At 72.2% G+C, this 22301-nt stretch carries 19 protein-coding genes; 4 read left to right on the top strand and 15 right to left on the bottom strand.

From position 1 onward, the window contains the following. Nucleotides 1–29: 29 nt before the first annotated feature. The 8 genes from ACFWRT_RS32970 to ACFWRT_RS32935 all read right to left on the bottom strand — a co-directional run bounded on the left by ACFWRT_RS32970 (nucleotide 30) and on the right by ACFWRT_RS32935 (nucleotide 8979). Nucleotides 30–851: a DUF1684 domain-containing protein gene (locus ACFWRT_RS32970; protein ID WP_380955042.1), complete on the bottom strand. Its 822-nt coding sequence runs from the start codon at nucleotides 849–851 to the stop codon at nucleotides 30–32. Nucleotides 852–855: 4 nt separating this feature from the next. Continuing rightward, complete coding sequence (locus tag ACFWRT_RS32965; protein WP_380955040.1) at nucleotides 856–2148, bottom strand: NtaA/DmoA family FMN-dependent monooxygenase; 1293 nt, start codon at nucleotides 2146–2148, stop codon at nucleotides 856–858. 2 nt (nucleotides 2149–2150) lie between these two features. Then, entirely contained in the window at nucleotides 2151–3263 is a 1113-nt protein-coding gene (locus ACFWRT_RS32960; RefSeq protein WP_380955039.1) for an LLM class flavin-dependent oxidoreductase, read from the bottom strand. 186 nt (nucleotides 3264–3449) lie between these two features. Continuing rightward, nucleotides 3450–4424, bottom strand: coding sequence for an ABC transporter substrate-binding protein (locus ACFWRT_RS32955; RefSeq protein WP_380955038.1), 975 nt, complete (start codon nucleotides 4422–4424; stop codon nucleotides 3450–3452). Nucleotides 4425–4474: 50 nt separating this feature from the next. After that, nucleotides 4475–5227 carry an amino acid ABC transporter ATP-binding protein gene (locus ACFWRT_RS32950; RefSeq protein WP_380955070.1) on the bottom strand — a complete coding sequence of 251 codons (753 nt, stop codon included), beginning with the start codon at nucleotides 5225–5227 and terminating at the stop codon, nucleotides 4475–4477. Nucleotides 5228–5244: 17 nt separating this feature from the next. Further along, a complete protein-coding gene (locus ACFWRT_RS32945) occupies nucleotides 5245–6186 on the bottom strand; it encodes an amino acid ABC transporter permease (RefSeq protein WP_380955037.1) in 942 nt (313 codons plus the stop codon). Nucleotides 6187–6268: 82 nt separating this feature from the next. Then, on the bottom strand, nucleotides 6269–8110 hold the full coding sequence (locus ACFWRT_RS32940) for an FAD/NAD(P)-binding protein (RefSeq protein WP_380955035.1): 1842 nt from the start codon (nucleotides 8108–8110) through the stop codon (nucleotides 6269–6271). Then, nucleotides 8107–8979, bottom strand: a complete 873-nt coding sequence (locus ACFWRT_RS32935; RefSeq protein WP_380955033.1) for an amino acid ABC transporter permease — start codon at nucleotides 8977–8979, stop codon at nucleotides 8107–8109. Before ACFWRT_RS32935 ends, ACFWRT_RS32940 begins: the two co-directional genes overlap by 4 nt. Before the next feature lie 514 nt (nucleotides 8980–9493). Between ACFWRT_RS32935 and ACFWRT_RS32930 the strand changes: the two genes are divergently transcribed. Then, a complete protein-coding gene (locus tag ACFWRT_RS32930) occupies nucleotides 9494–10447 on the top strand; it encodes an ABC transporter substrate-binding protein (RefSeq protein WP_380955032.1) in 954 nt (317 codons plus the stop codon). A gap of 24 nt (nucleotides 10448–10471) precedes the next feature. On the opposite strand, the gene ACFWRT_RS32925 is transcribed toward ACFWRT_RS32930, so the two are convergent. After that, complete coding sequence (locus ACFWRT_RS32925; RefSeq protein ID WP_380955030.1) at nucleotides 10472–11740, bottom strand: DUF5685 family protein; 1269 nt, start codon at nucleotides 11738–11740, stop codon at nucleotides 10472–10474. A 311-nt stretch (nucleotides 11741–12051) separates the two neighbouring features. Here ACFWRT_RS32925 and ACFWRT_RS32920 point away from each other — a divergent pair, with 311 nt between their 5' ends. Next, nucleotides 12052–12495 (top strand): cell division protein SepF, encoded by a 444-nt coding sequence (locus ACFWRT_RS32920; RefSeq protein ID WP_380955028.1) that lies wholly within the window; start codon nucleotides 12052–12054, stop codon nucleotides 12493–12495. A 67-nt stretch (nucleotides 12496–12562) separates the two neighbouring features. Here the strand turns inward: ACFWRT_RS32920 and ACFWRT_RS32915 are convergent, their stop codons facing one another. Next, nucleotides 12563–13783 (bottom strand): acyl-CoA dehydrogenase family protein, encoded by a 1221-nt coding sequence (locus ACFWRT_RS32915; protein ID WP_380955026.1) that lies wholly within the window; start codon nucleotides 13781–13783, stop codon nucleotides 12563–12565. Between the two features lie 104 nt (nucleotides 13784–13887). Next, nucleotides 13888–15678 (bottom strand): MFS transporter, encoded by a 1791-nt coding sequence (locus ACFWRT_RS32910; protein ID WP_380955024.1) that lies wholly within the window; start codon nucleotides 15676–15678, stop codon nucleotides 13888–13890. A 466-nt stretch (nucleotides 15679–16144) separates the two neighbouring features. Between ACFWRT_RS32910 and ACFWRT_RS32905 the strand changes: the two genes are divergently transcribed. Then, complete coding sequence (locus tag ACFWRT_RS32905) at nucleotides 16145–17089, top strand: phosphatase PAP2 family protein (protein ID WP_380955023.1); 945 nt, start codon at nucleotides 16145–16147, stop codon at nucleotides 17087–17089. A gap of 98 nt (nucleotides 17090–17187) precedes the next feature. On the opposite strand, the gene ACFWRT_RS32900 is transcribed toward ACFWRT_RS32905, so the two are convergent. The 4 genes from ACFWRT_RS32900 to ACFWRT_RS32885 all read right to left on the bottom strand — a co-directional run bounded on the left by ACFWRT_RS32900 (nucleotide 17188) and on the right by ACFWRT_RS32885 (nucleotide 20989). Then, on the bottom strand, nucleotides 17188–17403 hold the full coding sequence (locus tag ACFWRT_RS32900) for an I78 family peptidase inhibitor (RefSeq protein WP_018515480.1): 216 nt from the start codon (nucleotides 17401–17403) through the stop codon (nucleotides 17188–17190). Between the two features lie 375 nt (nucleotides 17404–17778). Continuing rightward, entirely contained in the window at nucleotides 17779–18750 is a 972-nt protein-coding gene (locus ACFWRT_RS32895; RefSeq protein WP_380955022.1) for a helix-turn-helix transcriptional regulator, read from the bottom strand. Between the two features lie 110 nt (nucleotides 18751–18860). Then, on the bottom strand, nucleotides 18861–19709 hold the full coding sequence (locus ACFWRT_RS32890; RefSeq protein ID WP_380955021.1) for a transferase: 849 nt from the start codon (nucleotides 19707–19709) through the stop codon (nucleotides 18861–18863). Then, nucleotides 19706–20989, bottom strand: coding sequence for a glycosyltransferase family 4 protein (locus ACFWRT_RS32885; protein WP_380955019.1), 1284 nt, complete (start codon nucleotides 20987–20989; stop codon nucleotides 19706–19708). Before ACFWRT_RS32885 ends, ACFWRT_RS32890 begins: the two co-directional genes overlap by 4 nt. 519 nt (nucleotides 20990–21508) lie before the next feature. On the opposite strand from ACFWRT_RS32885, the gene ACFWRT_RS32880 reads away from it, so the two are divergent. Further along, entirely contained in the window at nucleotides 21509–22291 is a 783-nt protein-coding gene (locus ACFWRT_RS32880; protein WP_380955017.1) for a hypothetical protein, read from the top strand. Nucleotides 22292–22301: the final 10 nt, after the last annotated feature.

The raw sequence follows: 22301 nt of genomic DNA, 5'->3' as shown, positions 1-22301 counted from the left end.
GCCGGGAGGGCCGTGACGGAAAACGCGGCTCAGCCGTCCAGGCGGTTCCGCTCCCCCGCCGGGACCGGCACGGTGAGGGTGTTGCCCGGGGGCGGGAAGGGGCAGATGAAGTGATCGGCGAAGGCGCACGGCGGGAGCAGCGCGCGGTTGAAGTCGACGTTCACGCTGCCGTCCCCGGCCGGCGGACCGGGGCGCAGGAAGCGGAAGCGGTAGCTGCCGTTTCCGCTGGTGGCGTCGGCGAAGACGGCCCACAGCGAGCCGTCCGGCTCGACCGCCACCTGGAGCGTGTGCTCGTCCCCGGCTACCGTGAAGGCGATCTCCCCGCCGAGCCCGAGCCCCCGCTCGACCCCGTCGGCGTTGGGCACCCGTACGGCCCGCTCCTCGCCGTACGGCCGGAAGGTCCCCGGCAGCGCCCAGTCCGGGTCGTACGGGGTCGCGTCGATGGTCGAGAAGGCGTGCCGCGAGGGTGCGGCCGGGTCGAAGTCCCGTACGGCCCAGAGCCCTTCGCGGCGGAGCACCACCAGCCGACGCCCGCCCTGCGCCACCCGGGAGTCGTCGATGGGGCCGCGGTCGGCGGAGAGCCGGACCTCGCCGGTCAGCGGCTTGCCGTCGACAACGATGCCGTCCTCGGCGGTGGCGGTCAGCACCACCTCGTCGCCGTCCTCGCGCCACTGCCCCGGGACGGCCGGAATTCGTCCGTCCGGGTGATCGGAGAGCCAGTGGGTTCCGGTCAGTGAGAGCGGGCCGTACGGGGCCGCGACCGCGAGGACGCGCCCCTCGTGCCACCCCTGCCACTCCTGTGCGGCGTCCGGCTCCCCGGCCTGCTGGTGCTGCTGTGCGTCCGTGCTCATGCGATCAACCTTTCCACACCGGCTCCGCCAGGCCGAGGTGCGACCGCAGCGTGGAGCCGGAGTATTCGGAGCGGAATGCTCCGCTCTCCTGGAGGAGCGGGACGACCCGGTCGACGAAGTCGTCCAGACCGCCCGGGGTGAGATGCGGTACGAGGATGAAGCCGTCGGCCGCCCGCTCGTCGACGAACGCGGTCAGCTCCGCCGCGACCGTCCGCGGGGAGCCGATGAAGGACTGCCGGGTGGTCGTCTCGATGACCGTCTGCCGCAGGGAGAGTCCCTTGGCCTCGGCGATCGCGCGCCACCGGGCGACGACGCCGACCGGGTCCCCGTGCAGGACCCGCCCCCTGACGAGGCCCGAGTCGAGGACCGGGTCGACGTCGGGGAGCGGGCCGTCGGGATCGTACGCGGAGAGGTCGCGGCCCCAGAGCTGCTCGGCGGCGAGGATCGCGTTCTGCGGGGAGACCTGCTGCCGGCGGATCTCGTACGCGCGCTCCTGCGCCTCGGCGTCGGTGTCGCCGGTCACCACGGTGACCCCGGGCATGATCTTGAGGTCGTCGGGCTGCCTCCCGTACGCGGCGAGCCGGGCCTTGACGTCGGCGTAGAAGTCGCGGCCCGCCTCCAGGGTGCCGTGCCGGGTGAAGATGATGTCGGCGGCCGATGCGGCGAACTCCCGGCCCTCGCCGGAGTCGCCTGCCTGGATGACCACCGGGTGGCCCTGCGGGGAGCGGGGTACGGTGAACTCGCCGGAGATCGTGAACTGTTCGCCCTCGTGCGCGAAGGGCCGCGACGCGCCGTCCGGCGTCCAGGAGTCCCACAGCTCGCGGGCGGTGGCGACGAACTCGGCGGCGCGGGTGTACCGGTCGGCGCGGTCGAGGTAGCCGCCGCGGCGGAAGTTCTCCCCGGTGAAGGCGTCGGAGGAGGTCACCACGTTCCAGGCGGCGCGCCCCGCGCTGAGGTGGTCGAGGGTGGCCAGGCGGCGGGCCAGCTCGTAGGGCTCGTTGAAGGTGGCGTTGACGGTGGCGGCGAGGCCGAGCCGCTCGGTGACGGCGGCCAGCGCGTTGAGCACGGTCAGCGACTCGGGGCGGCCGACCACGTCCAGGTCGTGGATGCGGCCGTTGTGCTCGCGCAGCCGCAGCCCCTCGGCGAGGAAGAAGAAGTCGAACTTGCCGCGCTCCGCCGTCCTGGCCAGATGCACGAAGGACGAGAAGTCGATCTGACTGCGGGAGCGGGGGTCGGCCCACACGGTGGTGGCGTTGACGCCCGGGAAGTGCGCGGCCAGATGCATGGGGCGGGGCATGGTCAGGCCTCCCTCGACGCGGCCGACGGGACGGATGAGGCCGAGGCGGCTGCCGCGGCCTGGGGGGCCACGTAGCGGCTGGCGGGGCGGGGAAGCCCCAGGTGTTCGCGCAGGGTTCCGCCGGGATGGAAGGTGCGGAAGAGGCTGCGGTGCTGGAGGAGGGCCACGGTGCCGTTGACGATCCTTTCGAGGTCGCGCTCGGGGGTGATGGGCGTGAGGTGGAAGCCGTCGGCCGCTCCGGACCGGTGCCACCGGGCGATGAGGTCGGCGAGGTCGACCGGGCCGCCCCGGAAGTAGGTGCCGCGCCCGGCGAGTCGGGGTCCGCTCTCCAGTCCGGGTTCGGGAGCGCTCTCGGCGTCCCCGAGGTCGACGGCGAGCGCGACGAGGACCCGCAGCCCGTCGGGGTCGCGCCCGTGGGCCGAGGCCTTGGCACGCAGTTCGTCCCGGAGCGCGGCCGCCTGCTCGGGGCTGGTGGCCCGGATGTGGATGACGTCCGCGTGCCGGGCCGCCGCCTCCTTGGACGGGGCGCCGACGGCGTCGATGACGGTGACGGGCCTGCCCTGGGGCGGGCGCGGCACGATGGCGGGGCCCTTCACGGTGAAGGTGGAGCCCGCGAAGTCGACGTAGTGCAGCTTGTCCCGGTCGATGAAGCGTCCGGTCGCGGTGTCCCGGATCTCCGCGTCGTCCTCCCAGCTGTCCCAGAGCCGGGCGGAGACGTCGGCCACCTCTCCGGCCTCCTGCCACAGGGCGGCGGGCGGGGCGGCGGAGCGGCGGCCGAAGAGCCGGGCCTCCGCCTCGGTGGTGGAGACGTCGGCGTGCCAGCCGGCCCGGCCGTTGCTGACCCAGTCCAGGGAGGCGACGGCCGAGGAGACGTGGAAGGGCTCGGTGTGGGTGGTGGTGACGGTCGGGACGAGCCCGATGCGGTCGGTGGCGGGCGCGACGCGGGCGAGGACCGCGAGCGCGTCGAGCCCGGGGCGGGCGAAGGAGTCGCCGAGGGTGACGTAGTCGAGGGCGCCGCCTTCGGCGAGCCGGGCGAGGCGGAGGTAGTGGCCGGCGTCGTAGTGCGGCGGGCCGCCGATCTCGGCGGCCAGGTGGAGGGGGGTACGGGCGGACATTGCGGGACCTCTCGGGTCGACGGTCGGGCGGGGGCCTCGCGGGCGGTCGTGGTCAGTGGCCGTGGTCATCGGTCGTGGTCAGTGGTCGTGGTCATCGGCGGTGGTCATCGGCGGTGCGAGGCCCCGTGGCAGGAGAGCTGCCGGGCCTCGCGGGACGTGGTGGATGTACCGCGAGGCCGGGCCGGATCAGCTCTCGGTCCTGGGCAGGCCGGGCGGGTTGATCTCGGACTTCTCCACGGCCTCGCCGGTCAGCCCCCAGCGCTTGAGGACCTTGCCGTACGAGCCGTCCTCGATGATGTGGTCGATGGCGGCGGCGTACGCCTTGACCAGGCCGCTGTCCTTCTTGGTGGTCGCGGCGATCTTGCCCTGGAGGTCACCGCCGGCCCCGGAGATCTGCCCCGCGATCTCGCTCTGGCCCGCCGACGCGACGTGGTACGCGGCGGACGGGCTCGGGCCGAGGTGGGCGTCGATGCGGCCCGACTGGAGGGCCAGGTAGTAGTCGCTCTCGTTCTGGAAGTACTTGATGTCCACCGGCTTCCGTCCGGCCTTGACGTTCTCCTTGCTCCACTCGACGAGGATCTTCTCCTGGTTGGTGCCGGAGGAGACCGAGACCGTCCTGCCCGCGACGTCGGAGGGGCCGTCCACCTTCCAGCCGGCGCCCTTCTTGACCTCGAAGGCGACGTTGTCGAGCCGGTAGGTGGCGAAGTCGTACTTCTCCTTGCGCTCCTCGGTCACGGTGACGTTGGAGAGGACCGCGTCGAACTTGGAGCTGTCCAGGCCGACGAAGAGGTTCTCCCAGGAGACCTCCTCGAACTCCGGCTTCAGGCCGAGGGTGTCGACCACGAGGGTGGCGATGTCGATCTCGGAGCCGATCCGGGTCTTGTCGTCGGTGGCGTAGAAGCCCAGCGGCGCCACGGCGCCCGCACTGGCTCCGACCTTCAGCGTGCCGCGCTCGCGGATCGCCTCGGGCACGAGGGCGGCGATGTCGTCCACCTTCTTGCCTCTGATCCGGTCCTGATCGGGTCCGATGTTGATCCCGGTGTCCTTTCTGCCCTTGGGCGCCGCCACATCGGTGGAGGCGTCGGGGTTGCCGCAGGCGGTGAGCAGTCCGGTGGCGGTGAGCGTGGCGATGGCGAGGGTGATGCTGCGGCGGACGGACACGTACGTACTCCTTGTGGATGGTGCGGACGGGGTGGGGCGGGAAGGGCGGTTCAGAGGACCTTGGAGAGGAACGCACGGGTGCGTTCCTGGGTGGGGCGGTCCAGGACGTCGGCGGGCGGACCCTGCTCGACGATCCGGCCCTCGTCCATGAAGACGACGGTGTCGGCGACCTCACGGGCGAAGCCGATCTCATGGGTGACGACGATCATCGTGGTGCCGCCGTGCGCCAGGCCCTTGATGACGTCGAGGACCTCGCCGACGAGCTCCGGGTCCAGTGCGGACGTCGGCTCGTCGAAGAGGAGCAGCTTGGGCTCCAGCGCCAGGGCGCGGGCGATGGCGACGCGCTGCTGCTGGCCGCCGGAGAGCTGCGCCGGATAGGCGGAGGCCTTGTCGGCGAGCCCGACCCGGGCGAGCAGCTTCTCCGCCGACTCGACGGCCTCCTTGCGGGGGCGGCGCAGCGCGGAGACGGGCGCTTCGATGATGTTCTCCAGCACGGTCAGGTGCGGGAAGAGGTTGAAGTTCTGGAAGACGAACCCGATCTTGGTGCGCTGGCGCAGCACCTCGCGCTCGCGGAGTTCGTAGAGCTTGTTGCCGTCCCGGCGGTAGCCGACGAGGGTGCCGTCGACGCTGATCCAGCCCTGGTCGACCTTCTCCAGGTGGTTGATGGTGCGCAGGAGCGTGGACTTGCCGGAGCCGGAGGGGCCGAGGATGACGGTGACCTCGCCGGGCCGCACCGACAGGTCGACGCCGCGCAGCACCTCCAGGGAGCCGAAGTTCTTGTGTACGGAGCGGATCTCGACCATGGCTTCGCTGGGCGCGCTCATCGCACGGCCCCCTTCGCGTAGTGACGTTCGACGTAGTACTGGATGATCGAGAGGGCGGTGGTCAGGAGGATGTACCAGGCGGTGGCGACCATCAGCAGGGGGACGACCCGGCCGCTGCGGCCGTAGACGACCTGGACCTGGTAGAAGAGTTCGCCGATCGCCATGACGGAGACGATCGAGGTGCCCTTGAACAGCGAGATGATCTCGTTGGCCGCGTTGGGCAGGATCGAGCGCATCGCCTGCGGGAGCACGATCCGGCGCAGTTGCCGGAGCTTGGGTATGCCGAGGGCGGCCGCCGCCTCCAACTGCCCGCCGCCGACGGCGAGTACGCCACCGCGCACGATCTCCGCCGCGTACGCCGCCTGGTGCAGCGCCAGGCCGAGCACCGCCGCGCTCACCGCGCCGACCAGGTTCATCGTGTCGAAGGTGAAGAAGCCCGGCCCGAACGGGATGCCGAACTGCAACTCCTTGTAGAGGTAGGCGAGGTTGAACCAGAACAGCAGCTGCACGATGAGCGGGATCGAGCGGAAAGCCCAGATGTAGCCGTACGCGACCGTCCGCAGGAACGGGCTGGCCGACAGCCGCATGAACGCCAGCACGATGCCGAGCGCGAAGCCGAGGACCGTTCCGTAGAAGGTCAGTTGGAGGGTGAGCCAGACGGCCTTGAGGATGACCGGTGCGGAGAAGAACTGCGCGAAGACGTCCCATTCCCAACCGGGGTTGGTGACCAGCCCGTTGATGAACTGGGCGACCAGGACCGCGGTCACCGCGACGGCGACCCAGCGCCAGGGGTGGCGGGCCGGGACGACGGTCAGCTCTCCGTAGTCGGTGCGGGGGTCGGCGGCCTTGCCGACGGCCTCGTCGGCGGCCTTTTCGGCGGGCGGGCCGTCGGCGGTCCCGGCGGCTGGATCGATGGGTGGATCGCTGGTCAGCGACATGGCGGGGTCCTTGGGAGCGGTGACGGTGGTACGGGAAGGAGCGCGGGCGCAGTGGTACGGGAAGGAGCGCGGGTGCGGCGGCTCAGGAGGCGATGCGGCCGCTACAGGAGAGGTCGCGCAGGAAGCCGAGCGCGGCGCGGGCGGCGGCGTCGTTCTGCCGGAAGGCGGGCCCGCCCGTACGGGGACGGGTGAAGGCCCCGCTGTTGCGTGCCGTGGTGAACGGGCCGAGCGCGAAGCGGCGCGGGTGCGGCCGGCCCTCGCGGTCGACGATGCGGCTGTCGCCCGGGTCCACGGAGAGCAGGCCCGCGTCGGTGACGGCGGCCCCGCCCTCGTACAGGGTGCGCAGCAGCGGGCTGGCCGTGTGCCGGAGCGAGGGGTCCGGGAGGCGGGCCTCGACCAGGGCGCGGGCCTCGATGTGCTCGCCGGGCACGGAGGCGGAGGAGGCTCGGAAGAAGCCGCGCTCCTCATCGGCCTCGACGGCGACGGAGGCGCCGAGGAAGCGGACGACGCCGGCCCGGGAGAGGGCGAGGAGCTGTTCCAGCCGGGGTCCCGGCGGACCGGAGGCGAGGTAGCTGAAGAAGCCGTGCCACCAGTTGCCGATGTCCCCGAGCCGGATGAGCTGGGCGTAGGCGGAGAGCAGCCCGAGGAAGACGGCGAGATCCGGGCTGTGGTCCGGGTCATGACGGCGGGTCAGGTCGGCCGTGATGTAGTCGCGCAGCCCGTCCTGGAGCGCCTCGACGCTCTCGTACGTCACCCCGTCCAGCGGCCGGTCGAGCCTCTCCAGGTCCAGCCGGTCGGCGGGGTCGGGTACGGCACCGGCGACCAGGTCGGCCAGTTCGGGGCTGCCGGGGTCGGCGGCGGCGTACTTCGCGTCGAAGACCTCGGGGTCCAGGGTGGTGCGCTCGGGATGGGCGGTGAACAGCCGGTGGTAGTGGGCGTGGCCGAGCTCCTTGGCGACCAGCGGCCACACCTCGCGCCGGAAGTCGAGCGGCCCGGGGCGGCTCAGCAGCCCGTCGGCCCATTCCGGGGTCAAGTAGCGGGGCAGGGGCTGGTGTTCGCCGATCCAGGTGTAGCCGATCTTCGAGTGGTACGGGACCCCGCGCCGCGATCCCACGTACAGCACGGGCTCGCGCCCCGAGGGCACGTAGACCCCGTCCTCATGGCGGCCGCCGCGCCCCTCGGTGAGCAGGACCATCAGGTCGATGAAGGCAAGGCCGAAGCCGCGGACGATGACCGGTTCACCGGCGGGCAGTGCGGCGAGGTCGGTGTCGGCGGTGAAGTCGGGCGGCAGGTGGATCAGCCCGTGCCGCGCCGCGAAGTCGCCCAACTCTGCCTGCTCCGGCTCCTGTTCGGCGTCGAGGTGGCCGACGGTCAGGACGACGAGGTCGGCGAGGAGCGGTTCGGTGCGGTCCTTCAGCCGCACGCGCTGGCGGGAGCCGCGCGGGCCGGTGACGGCGAGGGCGGTGGTGCGGTGCTCGTGGACGGTGACGGAGGGCGGCAGAGCGGCCAGGGCGCGCTCGTAGGTCCAGCGCAGATAGGCACTCTGGAGCCGCCGGCTGGGGAAGTCCTGGCCGGTCAGGCCGTGTATCTCCGCCAGGACGGCGGGCTCGGCGTCGGGGGTGACGCGTCCGGCGCGGACGTCCTCGGCCCAGGCGTGCAGGGCGGGCCCCGCGACGACCGGTCCGGCCAGCTCCACCGTCTCGTCGGTGAACATGGTGACGTCCTCGGCCATGGAGTTCATCCAGAGCAGCGGCGACTGGTCCGGCCGCCAGATCCGGCCGCCGCCGGCCGGGTAGGGGTCGACGAGATGGATGTCCAGGGGCAGATCCCCGTACAGCTCACGGGCGTTGGCGGCGATGCGCTCGATGACGCCGGTGCCGCGCGGGCCGCCGCCGATCACCACCAGGGTGGGTGCGGTGCTCATCGGGCGCCCGCCGTACCGCGGGCGTAGTAGCGCTCCACATAGCGCTGGCCGATGCTCAGCAGCGAGGTGACGAGCGCGTACCAGAGGGTGGCGACGAGGAGCAGCGGGATGACCTGGTAGGTGCGGTGGTAGACGAGCTGGACGGAGTAGAGCAGGTCCTGCACGGCGATGATGCTGACGATCGAGGTGCCCTTGAGGGTGCCGATCAGCATGTTCCCGGCCGGCGGGACGATGGAGCGCATCGCCTGCGGCAGCACGATCCGCCGGAAGCGCCGCCAGGGTCCGAGCCCCAGGGACTGGGCGGCCTCGATCTGGCCGCCCTCCACGGAGAGGATGCCGCCGCGGACGACCTCGGCGGCGTACGCGGCCTCGTGCAGGGTCAGCCCGATGACGGCGATGGTGACCGGGCCCATCAGGGTGACGGTGTCGACGCCTAGGATCTGCGGGTACAGGGCGCCGATGTTGAACCAGAACAGCAGCTGGACCAGGATCGGGGTGGACCGGAACAGCCAGACGTACCCCCAACTCACCCCCTGGAGAACCGGGTTGCCGGAAAGCCGCAGCACGGCGAGGAGCGCCCCGAGCGCGAAGCCGAGCACCATGACGACGGCGGTGAGCCACAGCGTGAGCCAGAGCCCGCGCAGGACGGAGACGGTGGCGAAGTAGGAGACGACGACGTCCCACTCGAAGGCCTCGTTGCGGATGACCGAGTTCAGCGCCAGCGCGAGGAGGACGAGCACGGCGACAGCGGCTGTCCAGCGGCCCGTTCGGCGTACGGGGACGATGCGGGGGACCGCACGCTCGCCGTCGGTTTTGACGGGGGGCGGTGCGGAGGACGAGGGAGGCAGCAGATCGGTCTGCGGGGGCATGCGAGGGCTCCGTGGATGCTGAGATCGAACACGGGGCGTACCTTCACACCGGAAACCACACGGACCGGGCCCCTCAGCGCCGGTCCGCCTCCGAGATAAGCGGTGAACACGGCGCGCTGTCAAGCCTGTCCACACTCTGATCGGCTTGTCTCATCTTGGTTGACGCACACCCGGATGCCTGTTCCACTGGCCCCATGCATTCGCAGCAGTGGCTGGTCACCCGCTCCCACATCGACTTCGGTCGCGTGTGGTCCTCTTCCTGTTGAGCTGACCGCCTGCTGTCCGGATTTCCCTGCTCACGCCTGCTCCGAGGGCGTTCGAGCAGCGTTCCCCGCGTGACTTCACCCTCCACCACACCGCGTCGCCCTCCCCTCGCTCCACCGCACGTCCTCGTGCCCAGGCACCACCGAACCGCCCTCACGCATCGCTGAACCCGTCGCCGCCGCTCCGCGCCCCCATCTCCCGGGCCCGGGGCAGGTCGGCCTGCCTTGACGAACCCGGAGAAGACAGAGCCATGCCCAGATCGCGTCACAGTGCCCTCTTCGCCTTGATCACCGTCGCCGCCCTGGCCCTCACCGGCTGCGCGGACCCGGCGGAGCCCGGGGCCGGCACCGCCGAGGGCGGGGTCGAGAAGGGGGACACCCCGACCACGGACGTGGTGTCCTCGGTGAAGAAGTCCGACGCCGTGGCGGAGCTGCTGCCCGAGGACGTCCGGAAGGCCGGCACCCTGCGGATCGCGGCCGCCACCGGCTCCCCGCCCGGGGCGTACTACGAGGAGGACGGCACCACGCTCTCCGGCGCGGACATCGACTTCGCGGACGCGGTGGCCAAGGTGCTGGGCGTGGAGCTGAAGCGTGAGGTGGCGTCCTTCGAGGCGATCCTGCCGGCGCTCGGCAGCGGGAAGTACGACCTGGGCACGGGGAACTTCGGCGTCACCGACGAACGCCGCAAGACGATCGACTTCGTGACGTACATCAACGACGGCCAGGGCTTCGCCGTCCGCGAGGACAGCCCGCTCAAGGAGATCACCGACCTCACCGACCTGTGCGGCCTGAACGTGTCGACCGGCGCGGGCACCACCTTCGAGGTCGCACTCCAGGAGAACCTGCCCCGGTGCGCGGAGAAGGGCAGGAAGCCCTACGAGGTGAAGACCTACGCCGATCCGGCGGCGGTCTGGCTCTCCCTCAAGCAGAAGCGCACGGACGTGAACATGTCCACCATCAACGGACTGCGGTACGCCGTGACCCAGCAGGAGGGACTGCGCTTCCTCAACGAGTACAAGCGGCTCGACGTGGGCTTCGCCTTCAAGAAGGGCAGCCCGCTGACGCCGGCCTTCCAGGCGGCGGTCAACGAGCTCAAGAAGGACGGGACCTACGACCGGATCCTGGAGAAGTGGGGGACCACCGAGTCCGCGATCGAGAAGTCCCAGATCTCGCCGCCGGAGCTGAAGGGCCCCGAGCCGAAGTAGCCCGGGGCCGGTGATTCCCGCCGCTCAGCAGTCGCACCCGCAGGAATCGCCGCAGCAGCAGCACCCCTCGCCGCACTGGCCGCAGCAGTTGCACGCCTCGCAGCAGTCGCCGCAGCTCTGGCACGGCGCCTCCCGCCGCTCCCGGCTCCACGGGTCCTCGAAGCTCCCGCAGCACAGCTGGCAGGTGCAGGCGAGCCCGGCCCACACCAGGCACCCGGCGATCAGCCCACGCCGGTCGCGCGGCGGCCGGGGCGGGGGCGGGGCGGCGGGACCACCGGGGGTGGGGCCGTAGGGGCTACCGGGGGTTGGACCGTAGGGGTTGCCGGGGGTCGGGCCGTACGGGTTCCCGGGCGGCGGCCCGAAGGAGGCGTCGGGCGGCAGCAGCCCCCCGGGTACGTCGAGGCCCTGCGGCACCTCAAGCCCCGTGTGCGAGCAGGACGACGTGCCGAACGCCCGGTCGACCGAGCGCCGCAGCTCGTGGGCGAGCAGCACGTGGACGAGCGTGCCGTCGGTGAACTCCACCTCGCGCAGCGCGAGCCGTACGCCGTGCAGCGCGTCGTCGCAGAGCCGGCGCGCCTCGGTCAGCGAGGTCCCGGTCACCGTGAGTGGGTTCCAGGCACCCGACGCGGCGTCAGCTTCCCGGTCCTCCACGGCGTCCAGCAGATGCGCGAGCCGCCCGAAGAGCCGTCCGGCCTCCGCGAGCGGGGCGGCGTTGTGCGGCTTCCCGGCGAGGACCGCGGTGTGCGCGAAGGCGGCCGCGGTGGCCGTCTCGGTGGGTTCGGTGACCGTCAGCAGCGGGGTGCCGGGCCCGGCGAGCGTCTCGATGCCGGTCTGCCGGTCGACCGCGTCCACCAGGAGGGCGGTGTCGAAGCCGAGCGCCGCCCCCGTACGGGCTCCCGCCCGGTCCCAGCCCGCCGCCACCCGCCGCGCCGCCGCCGCGACCGGCCTGCGGGCCAACAGCCCGTCCCGGTCGGCGACGTGGTCGCGCACCTTGGCCGAGGCGAGGACGAGCGAGACGGCGGCGGCGAGCCTGGCCCCCTCCCCCATGGCGACCGGGGCGGTCCGCATGGCGCGCAGCGGGCACGGCCCGGCGGTGCGCCGGCCCGCAGGCGTGGTGCCGGTCTGAGCCTCCGTCAGGACGGAGACGATCAGACCGTCATAGTTCGTGACGATCCGGGCGAATTGCCCGTGATCCGCCCTCAGGGCCAGGCAGAGACCGCAGAGATGGGCCATCCACTCGGTCCGCAGACCTTCGGAGAGCCGGTGCGTGCAGGGCCTCACGATTCCGAACATGCCGATCCCCCGCGAGCCGTTCCAACCTGTGCGCGCCACTCGCGCACCTGAGCGCCGTGCATCGTATCGAGTGATCCGTTCACCCGTACGTCCCCCATGTCACCCGTACGGACCGGCGCATCATATTTTCCCAACGGGGCAGGCCTTACGCAGGAGGAACCTTGACGAACCGCCATATCTTCTGCACCAGTACCGTCACGAATCACCTGTGCGGCGACTATCCACTTGGCGCGGTATCCGCATCATGGACGACCATAGGGATACGAAAGAGATGCGGAACACCAAGGAACCGCGGTTGAGAGGAGGCGTCCATGGGATCGGTGCGCAAGGCGAGTGCGTGGCTGGGGCTCGTAGAGGACAACGACGAGCGGTACTACGACGACGAGTACGCCGAGGGTACGGAGACGGGCACGGGCAACCAGGCCTGGGTCACCGACCCGCGGGTGCAGGTGGCCGCCGAGGCGGCGCAGGAGCAGGACCGCCGGATCGCCACGGTGACCCCGGACAGCTTCCGGGACGCACGGGCCATCGGTGAGCTGTTCCGGGACGGTGTCCCGGTGATCGTCAACCTCACGGCCATGGACCCCGCCGACGCCAAGCGTGTGGTGGACTTCGCCGCCGGGCTGATCTTCGGCCTGCGCGGTTCGATCGACCGGGTGGCCACCCGGGTCTTCCTGCTCTCCCCGGCCGACACCCAGGTGGTCGCCGGGGAATCCGCCGGCCGCAAGGCCGGCGGATTCTTCAACCAGAGCTGAGCAGGGCGCTCGCCGGAAAGTTCCGGTCAGCGTCTCCGGTCGGCGCGTCCCTCCGGACGGGCCGTGGTCACCGGAAGGCGTCGAGACCGGTGAGCGCCTTGCCCAGCACCAGTTGGTGCATCTCGACGGTGCCCTCGTACGTGAGCACCGACTCCAGGTTCGTCGCGTGCCGCATCACCGGGTACTCCAGCGAGATCCCGTTGGCACCGAGGATCGTGCGCGAGGTACGGCAGATCTCGATCGCCTCCCGCACGTTGTTGAGCTTGCCGAAGCTGACCTGCTCGGGGCGGAGCCGTCCCGCGTCCATGCGGCGGCCCAGATGGTGGGCGAGCAGGATGCCCTTGTGCAGCTCCACGGCCATGTCCGCCAGCTTGGCCTGGGTGAGCTGGAAGCCGCCGATCGGGCGGCCGAACTGTTCCCGGCTCCTCGCGTAGTCGAGGGCCGACTCGAAGCTGGCCCGCGCCGCGCCCATGGCGCCCCAGACGATCCCGTACCGCGCGTGGCTCAGACAGCTGAGCGGGCCGCGCAGCCCCTTGCCGTCCGGCAGCACCGCGTCGGCGGGGAGCCGCACGCCGTCCATGACCAGCTCGCTGGTGACCGAGGCGCGCAGCGACCACTTGTGGTGGATCTCCGGCGCCGAGAAGCCAGGCGTGTCGGTCGGGACGACGAAGCCGCGGATGCCCCGGCCCTCGTCGCCCTCGTCGGTCTGCGCCCACACGATCGCCACCCCGGCGACCGAGCCGTTGGTGATCCACATCTTGCGGCCGGTGAGGATCCAGTCCTCGCCGTCGCGCTTGGCGTACGTCCGCATCCCGGCCGGGTCGGAGCCGTGGTCGGGCTCGGTCAGCCCGAAGCAGCCGATGATCTCGCCGACCGCCATGCCGGGCAGCCACCGCTGCTTCTGCTCCTCGGAGCCGAAGCGGTGGATCGCGTACATGGCGAGCGAACCCTGTACGGAGACGAGCGAGCGGATCCCGGAGTCGGCGGCCTCCAGCTCCAGGCAGGCCAGCCCGTACTGGACGGCGCTCGCCCCGGCGCAGCCGTACCCGTCGAGGGACATCCCGAGCGCGCCGAGCGCGCCGAGCTCCCGGGCCAGCTCCCGGATGCCGGGCAGCTCCCCCTTCTCGTACCACTCGGCGATGTGCGGCAGGACCCGGTCGGCGGCCCAGGTGCGGACGGTGTCGCGGATCGCGAGGTCGTCGGGGCCGAGCAGGTCGTCGATGCCGAGGGGGTCGGTGGCGTCGAACGGCGGGAGCTTCGACGGCTTCGCGGAATCGGTGCTGGACATGAGGGTGCCTCCGGCGGCTCGCACGGGGTCCGGAGGGGCGGGGGTCGGCCGCGGCCCTCCGAAAACTAGCAGTGGTAGTCGAAACGTCGTGGAGACGTTACGGCTCAGCGTGCCGCTCGTCCAGAGCCGGTCGCCTCGGCCGGTTCGCGCCGCGCGGGGAGCCTGAGGCGCGGGGTTCCGCGCTCGGGAGCGGGTGCCGGGGCCGGGACGGCGGCGGGTCGGGGCTCGGTCGCGGGGGCTGGGGACTCGGCGGCCAGGTGTTCGCCGGCCGCGGGGCCGGCGTCCGGGCGGCCGGCGGAGGTCCCGGGCTCGGCGGCCGGGCGGTCTCCCAGGAGGCAGGCCTCCTTGGGCGGCGGGCAGTCCATCTCCCTCGGCAGCCGCAGCGCGGCCAGCGCGCCGAGCAGCAGCAGGCCCGCGCTGACGAAGAGCGTGACGTGCAGCCCGCCGACGAAGGCGTGCCGGGCCGTGGAGCGCAGCAGCTCACCCGTCGGGCCGCCGAGCTGTGCGGCCACCTGGTAGGCCTCGCCCAGCGAGTGGGAGGCCTCCGCGCCCGCGCGGGCGGGCACGCCCTGGTCGCGCAGGGAGGCGAGGCCGGGGGCGTAGGCGGCGTTCATGACGCTGCCGAGGAGGGCGATGCCCAGGCCCGCGCCGAGCTGGTAGGAGGTCTCCCCTATCGCCGCGGCCCCGCCCGCCCGCTCGGCGGGGGCGTCGCTGAGCATCGACTCGTACGCCCCGAAGAGCGTGGTCTGGAGCCCGAAGCCGAGCAGGACGAAGGCGCAGGTCAGCAGGGCGGGCCGGTCGTGGTGGCCCATCGAGGTGAGCAGCAGCACGGAGGAGGCCGTCAGGACGAAGCCCCAGCCGACCATCTTGCGGGGGCCCACCCGGCGCAGGGTGTACGAGCCGGTGGCGCCGGCGGCCATCGCGGCGAAGGTCAGCGGGAGCAGCCGGAGCCCGGTCTCCAGCGGGCTGAGGCCCAGCACGAGCTGGAGGTACTGGACGGCGATCAACTGGAGGCCGACCAGGGCCAGCATGGCGAGCACGATGCAGCCCACGGCGGTGGAGAAGGCCGGGCGGGCGAACATGGTGATGTCGATCAGCGGGTGCGTACGGCGCTTCTGGCGGCGCACGAAGAGGATGAGCAGCGTCAGGCCGAGGGCCAGTGGGCCCAGCGAGACCGGGTCCAGCAGCCCCGCGCCGCCGCCCAGGCGCTTGACGCCGAGGACGACGCCGAGCACTCCGGCCACCGCGGTCAGCGCGCCCAGCACGTCCCACGGACCGTCGTCGGCGCCGCGCGACTCCGGCAGCAGCCAGCGGCCGAGCGGCAGGATGACCGCCATCAGCGGGATGTTGATCAGGAAGACCGAGCCCCACCAGAAGTGCTCGACCAGGAAGCCGCCGACGACCGGCCCGGTGGCGGCTCCGATCGCGGCGACAGCGGTCCACACGCCGATGGCGAGGGCCCGCTCCCGCCGGTCGGGGAAGACCTGGCGCAGGATCGACAGGGTCGCCGGCATGATCATCGCGCCGCCCACGCCGAGCAGGGCCCGGGCCGCGATGAGGACGGCGGGGGTGTCGGCGGTCGCGGCGAGCAGGGAGGCGACACCGAACAGCGCGTAACCGAGGAGCAGCACCCGTCGTCTGCCGATCCGGTCACCCAGCGTGCCGAAGAGGATGAGCAGCGAGGCGCAGACGAGGGGGTAGGCGTCGACGATCCACAGGAGTCCGGTGGCGCTCGGGCGCAGGTCCTCGGTGACCGAGGGGACTGCGACATGGAGCACGGTCGCGTCGAGGGCGACCACCAGCAGGCTGAGGCAGAGGACGACGAGGACGACCCAGCGGTTGGCGCCGTCGGCGGCTCGGCGCAGCCGGACTCCGGCCGTGATCGTCCCGGACATCTACCTACCTCCCGATGGGGTTCCTCGCGCTCGGTGGACCGGCGGGGACCTGGTCTGACGTGTCTCCCGGGGCCCGGCATCGACGGGCGAGTGCGCCGTCAGCGTACGCGAGTTCGCCCTGGTGACACGTGGTGCACCTCATACACCGGTCCGCCACCCGGTGTGGCGTAGGCCACAGGACCCCCTCGGGCGGACCCCCTCGCACCGCCCCCGCCGGGCCCCGCGGAACGGCGTGCGCCTGCCCCGAACGGCCGGATCAATTCCCACGGATTCCCGTGTGCGAAATTGCCCGGAAGATCAAACATGCTTCCGAACGGAACCCCGGGGAAATTGACCGCAAGATCACGGACATTCTTCTCCGCGCCCGGAAAAAGTAACCGCTCTGAGACGAAGTCCACATCACATCGTCATCACAAAGCGCCCGGATTGGCCTGCACACACACTCACTCGCTGTAACGTCGATTGGGTGCGTACCGACATCTTTGCCCGCCTGGACCGGGAGCCGGAACCGCCGAAGATAGTGGCACCGCGGATGAGCCGTCACCGTGCCGCCCTCTTCGGCGGGACGTTGGCGTTCTACCTCGCCATCGTCTTCGCCGTGCTCGTGACGTCCTGGCTGGTGGTCCTGGACTGGAAGGTCATGCTGTTCCGGCCCTACCAGCAGTGGCCCGAGCTGCACGCCTTCCTCGACTACTACGTCGTGCTCGGCCAGCGCGGCCCGACGGCGGTGATGGTCGCCTGCTGGCTGGGCTGGCGCTCCTGGCGTCAGCACACGCTGCGGCCGCTGCTGGTCCTCGGCACCTCGCTGCTGCTGCTCAACGTGACGGTGGGCGCGGTCAAGCTGGGCCTGGGGCGGCTCGGCCCGCACTACGCGACGCAGATCGGCTCGGCCGAGATGTTCGCCGGCGGCGATATATTTCCCTCCGGACACACCGCCAACGCCGTCGTGACCTGGGGAATCCTCGCCTATCTGGCCACCACGCCCCGGGCCAGGCGCTACCTGTCGGCGGTCTCCGCCACGGTCTCGCTGGGCGTCGGTCTCACCACCGTCTACATCGGCACGCACTGGCTCAGCGATGTGGTGCTGGGCTGGGCGGCGGGGCTGCTCATCCTGCTGGCGCTGCCCTGGTTCGAGCCGCTGATCGCCCGGGCGGAGAGCTGGATCTTCGACGTGCGCGAGCAGTGGCGCGCGCGGCGCCGGGCGGGCCGCCCGGCGCGGGCCCCCGAGGTCGTCCCGCAGCCGGTGCTGCTCCCCCAGTCGATCGCCGCCGAGGGCGCGACCCTCACGGCCGGGGCGGGCACTCCCGCCGCGCACCTGGCGACCGGGGCCCGGGCGCGGGCGCACCATGCACCGACGGTCTGCCCGGAGCGGCCGCAGTCGGCTCCGGTGGGCCCGATGACGGGCGGCTAGGGAACCGCCCTGCGCACCTTCCCGGTACGCCGAAGGCCCCGACCAAGACGTGGTCGGGGCCTTCGTCGTACCGGCGTAGAGGGAGGGACGTGCGGGGGTCACCCCACCCAGCAGCGGGTCACCGTGGCGTCCTCGACCTGGAAGTTGATCCGTCCGGAACGGAACTCCATCGTCAGGATCGTGCCCGGCGGGACCGCCCGGACGGTGTCCCAGCCACGGCTTCTCGCCTGCTGTTCGGCGGTGTCGGCGCCGAGGCCGACGTACGACTCGGGGGCGTCGTCCGGCTGTGCGGGAGGGGTCGGTTCAGAGGCCATACCCCTCACCGTAGGCGGCCGCGGACGAGGACGGAAGGCCGGGCCCCGGCATCCCCGTGCGCCGCCCCCTGGCATCCCCGCGTGCCGTCGCGGTCACGCTTGTGTCACAGAATCCCCACACCCGGATATCCCGGCCTATTCACCCGAACGGCCCGCCCGGAAGCGCGGATACGAAAGGGATCGCGGCCTCGTGCGGCCTTGCGGCGAGGCCGGTGCGCACGCTCCGGAAGCATCCTGGGTGACCTGCCGATTTCACCGTCCGGGGCTTGTCACCCGAATGGCGGGGACACCTGCATTTCATGTTCCCTTATATCCGTCTTACATTTCCTCACGTTCTCTCCCCGAGTCCCGTCTCCGCCGCGGGCGGGCGGTATCTCACGATCCGGATGCGTCGAGCGCCCGCGTGAGGCGGTCCCGGGCCCGGATCAACACCTCGGTGAGCCCGGGCGGCTCGAGCACCTCGAAGTCGATCCCCATGAGCAGCACATGGATCACCAGGACCTCCAGATCGGGCGCCCCCGCGGTCAGCCGGCAGGTCCGCTCGTCGACGGGCTCCAGCACCCCGGCGGAGGGCGAGATGCGCCGGGCCGCCTCCTCCACCGGAGCCTTCAGCAGGACCACCGCCCGCGCCGCGTAGGCGGAGACGGAGACGCCCTGGGAGACATAGGCGGCCAGGTCCTCGGCGGGGGGCGGCCGGGGGGTGAAACGGGGGCCGTGCGGCGGGGTCGGGGTGATCCGGTCCACCCGGAAGGTCCGCCAGTCCGCCCGGTCCAGGTCCCAGGCGACCAGGTACCAGCGGTGCTCGGTGCAGACGAGCCGGTGCGGCTCCACGGTCCGGCGGGAGTCCGCGCCGCCGTGGGAGCGGTAGGAGAAGCGGAGCCGCTCGCTGTCCCGGCAGGCCGCGGCCAGCTCGGTGAGGAGGGCCGGATCGACGGTGTCGGTGTCCGCCCCGCGCAGCATCGGCACGGTGAAGGCGCCGAGCGCGCTCACCCGGCGCCGCAGCCGGTTCGGCAGCACCTGCTCCAGCTTGGCCAGGGCGCGTACGGAGGTCTCGCCGATGCCCTCGATGCCGTGGCCGGCGGCCGTGCGCAGCCCCACGGCGACCGCGACGGCCTCCTCGTCGTCGAGCAGGAGCGGCGGCAGCTCGGCCCCGGCCCCGAGCTGGTAGCCGCCGCCGGTGCCGGGGCTGGCGTTCACCGGGTAGCCCAGCTCGCGGAGCTTGTCGACGTCCCGGCGCACGGTGCGCGGGGTGACGCCGAGCCGCTCGGCCAGGTCGGCGCCGGACCAGTCCCGGTGGGCCTGCAGCAGCGAGAGCAGGCGCAGCAGTCGTGCCGAGGTCTCCAACATGGGGACGAGTCTGCCAGGGCTCGCGGACAGCTCCTGTCCGCGAGCCCTGGCGAACACGTCCGCGTACGTCTGCGTACGTCCGCGTACACACCAGTACGGACGCGTACGGATCAGGCGGTCGCCGGTACCACCCGTACGCAGAGGTCGTTCGCCGCGCTGTAGCAGGGGGTGGCGAGGACGCCGTCCGCCACCGGGCGGCCCGGGTAGACGAAGGTGTGCTCCCGGGACCAGACGTCGTCGAGGATGCGGGAGATCCTGACCGCCTTCGCACCGGCCGAGGGGATCACCCACAGCCGCCAGAGCCGGTCCTCGGTGACGGGCCCGTCGGCCAGCGGGGCGTAGGGCAGGGTGAAGGCGAAGCCGCCGCCCGGCTGCCCGGAGGCGGTGAGCGGCACCCGGTGGACCCGGGCGGGCTCGCCCGGCAGCCGGGCCTCCATCATGGCCCCCTCCCCCGTTTCGACCCCGTAGAGCCGTCCCTCGGCGCTCATGCCGGACGGGCCGACGCGGATGGCCCCGGCCTCGGCGTGCGGGGCCCGGACCCAGCAGCGCAGGGCGAGGCGGCCGGCGAGGGTGGGGTAGGGGACCCGGGAGCGGATGGTGGCGGTGCCGGTGTCGGGCGTGCGGTCGACGAGGGCGCGCAGATCCCGCAGCCCCGGGAGGACGGTCAGGGTGTGCTCGGAGCCGGGCTCCTCCACGTACGCGTCCCAGCGCCCCTCGGGTACGTCGGCGGAGGGCGGCAGCACCGCCCGCAGCCGCCCGGGGGCGGTGCTGGTCAGCGGGAGCCGGACCGTGGTGCCCGCCGCTCCCCTGCGCCGCAGGAGCAGCACGGCCTCCGGGCCGGGGACGGTGGCGGTGGCGGTGGGGGCGAGGTCGAAGGTGAGCCCTCCGGCGGGATCGGCGGCGCAGTCGGCGCGGACGGTGGCGGCGGCAGTGGTGACTGCGGTGGTGGTGGCGGTCATGCGGTCTTCCCCTTGCGGAGCACGTCGGCGGCCTTGTAGCGGAGCGCGTACGCCCCGTCGAGCACGGTGCCCCGGGTGCGGTGCAGCGCGGTGCGCAGGGGGCCGTGGCGCCGGCTCCGGGCGCCCTGGGCGATCAGTTCGGTGAACAGGCGCTCGTGGCGCTCCGCGATCCGCGCCGGGTCGAAGCGCTCCGACGCGGACAGGGCGGCCCGGCCCATCCGGTGGCGCAGACCGTCGTCCTCGATCAACTGGAGCAGCGCGGCGGCGATCGCGTCGGGGTCGCCCACCGGCACGAGCCGGCCGTCGGTGCCGTCCTCGATGATCTCGGCCGGTCCGTGCGGGCAGTCGGTGGCCACGACCGGCAGTCCGCCGCGCATCGCCTCGACGATGGTCATCCCGAAGGACTCGCGGTCCGAAGTGACGGCGGCGATCGACCCCTTGGGCCACTCGGCCTCCAGCGGAGTGGCGGAGCCCATCAGGAACACGTGGTTGTGCAGGTCCAGTTGGTCGATGAGGGCGCGCAGCGTGGTCCTCTCGTCGCCGGAGGCGTCCGCGCCGCCGTAGATCCGCAGCCGCCAGTCCGGGCGGACCGCGGTGACCTGGGCGAAGGCCCGTACCAGCAGGTCGTACCGCTTGACCCGGTGCAGCCGGCCGGCCGCGACGACCCACTTCAGGTCGCCGCCCGCGGGCGGACAGGCGGGCTCGGGAACGGCGTTGGGGATGGCCTCGATCCGTACGCCGGGCAGCTTCATCCGGCTGCGGTAGTCCTCGGCGTCGGCGCGGGTGACGGTGGTGAGGGCGTCCAGCAGCGTGTAGCGGTGGGCGATCTCGCGCCGCAGGCGGTAGCCGTGGTTGTCGAGCGTGAGGTGCTCCTGCCCGACGCGCACCGGGCCCCGGCGGGTCTGCCTGCTGATGTGCACGTTGAGGCCGGGCCGGGTGCCGACGACGACATCGGCGTCGAGCCTCTGGAGATGGGCGGCGATCCGGGCGTCGGTGAGCTTGCTGTACTGCTGGTGCCGGCTGTCGCCGCGCGGGAACACCGTTGCGGGCCGGGCGTGTTCGGCGTCGTCACCGTCGTACGTCGGGCTCTTCTTCCGCGTGTCGACGAGGTGGCGCAGGGTCACACCGTCGGGCGTGCCGAACGCGGGGGCCTCGCGGTGCCGGAAGACGGACACGATCTCGACGTCGTGCTGTTCGGCGAGGGTGCGGGCGAGCGTGAAGGTGGTGCGGATCGTCCCCCCGATGCCGTACGCGTTGTGCAGAAGAAATGAAATATGCATGGCGCTGCCGTTTCCCCCTGGTCTGGCCGTTTCCTGCGACTGTACGTCCCGGCGGTTCACCCCCGGAATGCGGCGGGAATCCGGCTGGATTCCGCCGGGGAATGCGCCGCGGTGTCCGAATACTCCCGTCGTGCTTCCGCCCTACTCCCGTCGCACCGCCGGAACCGTGACTGACCAGCAGGTTTACGGAACTCGCGAATCCGCTTCACCGTCGGCGACCGGAATCCCGCGCATACGCCGGGGGCGGCCGGTTCACTCTCCGGCCGCCTGCCCGCCACTCGTCCCGGCGACGCTTCCCTCCGTGCTTGACGGAGGAAAAGGCAGGCGGGTTGCCTGCGTGCGGCGAAAACTTGCGGCGGATATCCCGGCCACCGGAAGGTCGACTCATCGATCCAGCGATCTGTCGACATGACCCTCACTTCCGTCGCCGCCGGTGCGTGACCCCGGCCACGGATCCCGCGTTGTCTCTTCATGAGCCGGGAACCCCCCGGCCCACGCACCGAGTTCGAGGAGCCACCCGTGCCGCGCATGCTCGACGTCAGCCAGGACGTACGCGCCGAGATCGGCGACGACGAAGCCGACCGGCTGCTCGTCGGCGACGACACCCCCGGCAGTTACGACTGCACCTCCTGCCGCACTCCCGGCGACTCCGACCAGGAACGCACCAGCACGGTGCTGTTCATCGGGGACGAGACCGCCGTACTCGCGTTCGCCCACGCGACGTGCATCCCCTCGCAGGTCGTCAAGGTCGCGGAGGACCAGCTCCAGGGCGCGGTGCGCAGTATCACCGGCAGCGAGCAGAAGAACACGGAGGGGCGCATGCCCGAACAGGCCGTCCTCGGCATCACCAGCGGTCTCGTTCTCATCGAGGACGATGTCCGCCCGGCCCTCGTCGTCGAACCGACCGGACCGGTCGCCCGGCCCGGCACCGACGGCAGCGGGGGCGACGAGTTCCTCCAGCTCCTGCTGGAGCAGGGCTTCCACCGGGCCCCCGACCTGACCGCGCTGCCCGCGCCGCTGCCCGGCTGGTCGGTGCTGCTCGCCGTGGGCCAGCTGCACGCCGTGCTGCAGCCGGGCTCCGGCGGCGGCAACCCGGTCGCCTGGTGGCAGGCCCATCAGCCGCTCCAGGTGACCGACGGCTGGCGGGCCGCGGTCAACAAGTCGCAGACGGTCCTCGTCTTCGCCGCACCGGCCGGCACCATCGGCCAGCAGCCGCGCGAGGACCTGCTCCGGGACGCCCTGGAGAAGGCCGCGGTCAACGGGGTCCTGGTCGCCGCGTCCATGCCGCTGGCCGGGACCTGATCGTGTCCGC

The organism is Streptomyces cyaneofuscatus, from assembly GCF_042718795.1.
In the GTDB taxonomy this organism is placed as follows: Bacteria; Actinomycetota; Actinomycetes; order Streptomycetales; family Streptomycetaceae; genus Streptomyces; species Streptomyces cyaneofuscatus_A.
This window is presented reverse-complemented; position numbering and strand designations above follow the sequence as displayed.

What these genes read in the sequence shown, in the direction of transcription:
- ACFWRT_RS32970 (WP_380955042.1), bottom strand. Translation starts at nt 851, where the DNA reads ATGAGCACGGACGCACAGCAGCACCAGCAGGCCGGGGAGCCGGACGCC.
- ACFWRT_RS32940 (WP_380955035.1), bottom strand. Translation starts at nt 8,110, where the DNA reads ATGAGCACCGCACCCACCCTGGTGGTGATCGGCGGCGGCCCGCGCGGC.
- ACFWRT_RS32900 (WP_018515480.1), bottom strand. Translation starts at nt 17,403, where the DNA reads ATGGCCTCTGAACCGACCCCTCCCGCACAGCCGGACGACGCCCCCGAG.
- ACFWRT_RS32950 (WP_380955070.1), bottom strand. Translation starts at nt 5,227, where the DNA reads ATGGTCGAGATCCGCTCCGTACACAAGAACTTCGGCTCCCTGGAGGTG.
- ACFWRT_RS32935 (WP_380955033.1), bottom strand. Translation starts at nt 8,979, where the DNA reads ATGCCCCCGCAGACCGATCTGCTGCCTCCCTCGTCCTCCGCACCGCCC.
- ACFWRT_RS32890 (WP_380955021.1), bottom strand. Translation starts at nt 19,709, where the DNA reads ATGACCGCCACCACCACCGCAGTCACCACTGCCGCCGCCACCGTCCGC.
- ACFWRT_RS32960 (WP_380955039.1), bottom strand. Translation starts at nt 3,263, where the DNA reads ATGTCCGCCCGTACCCCCCTCCACCTGGCCGCCGAGATCGGCGGCCCG.
- ACFWRT_RS32930 (WP_380955032.1), top strand. Translation starts at nt 9,494, where the DNA reads ATGCCCAGATCGCGTCACAGTGCCCTCTTCGCCTTGATCACCGTCGCC.
- ACFWRT_RS32915 (WP_380955026.1), bottom strand. Translation starts at nt 13,783, where the DNA reads ATGTCCAGCACCGATTCCGCGAAGCCGTCGAAGCTCCCGCCGTTCGAC.
- ACFWRT_RS32925 (WP_380955030.1), bottom strand. Translation starts at nt 11,740, where the DNA reads ATGTTCGGAATCGTGAGGCCCTGCACGCACCGGCTCTCCGAAGGTCTG.
- ACFWRT_RS32885 (WP_380955019.1), bottom strand. Translation starts at nt 20,989, where the DNA reads ATGCATATTTCATTTCTTCTGCACAACGCGTACGGCATCGGGGGGACG.
- ACFWRT_RS32945 (WP_380955037.1), bottom strand. Translation starts at nt 6,186, where the DNA reads ATGTCGCTGACCAGCGATCCACCCATCGATCCAGCCGCCGGGACCGCC.
- ACFWRT_RS32920 (WP_380955028.1), top strand. Translation starts at nt 12,052, where the DNA reads ATGGGATCGGTGCGCAAGGCGAGTGCGTGGCTGGGGCTCGTAGAGGAC.
- ACFWRT_RS32910 (WP_380955024.1), bottom strand. Translation starts at nt 15,678, where the DNA reads ATGTCCGGGACGATCACGGCCGGAGTCCGGCTGCGCCGAGCCGCCGAC.
- ACFWRT_RS32965 (WP_380955040.1), bottom strand. Translation starts at nt 2,148, where the DNA reads ATGCCCCGCCCCATGCATCTGGCCGCGCACTTCCCGGGCGTCAACGCC.
- ACFWRT_RS32895 (WP_380955022.1), bottom strand. Translation starts at nt 18,750, where the DNA reads ATGTTGGAGACCTCGGCACGACTGCTGCGCCTGCTCTCGCTGCTGCAG.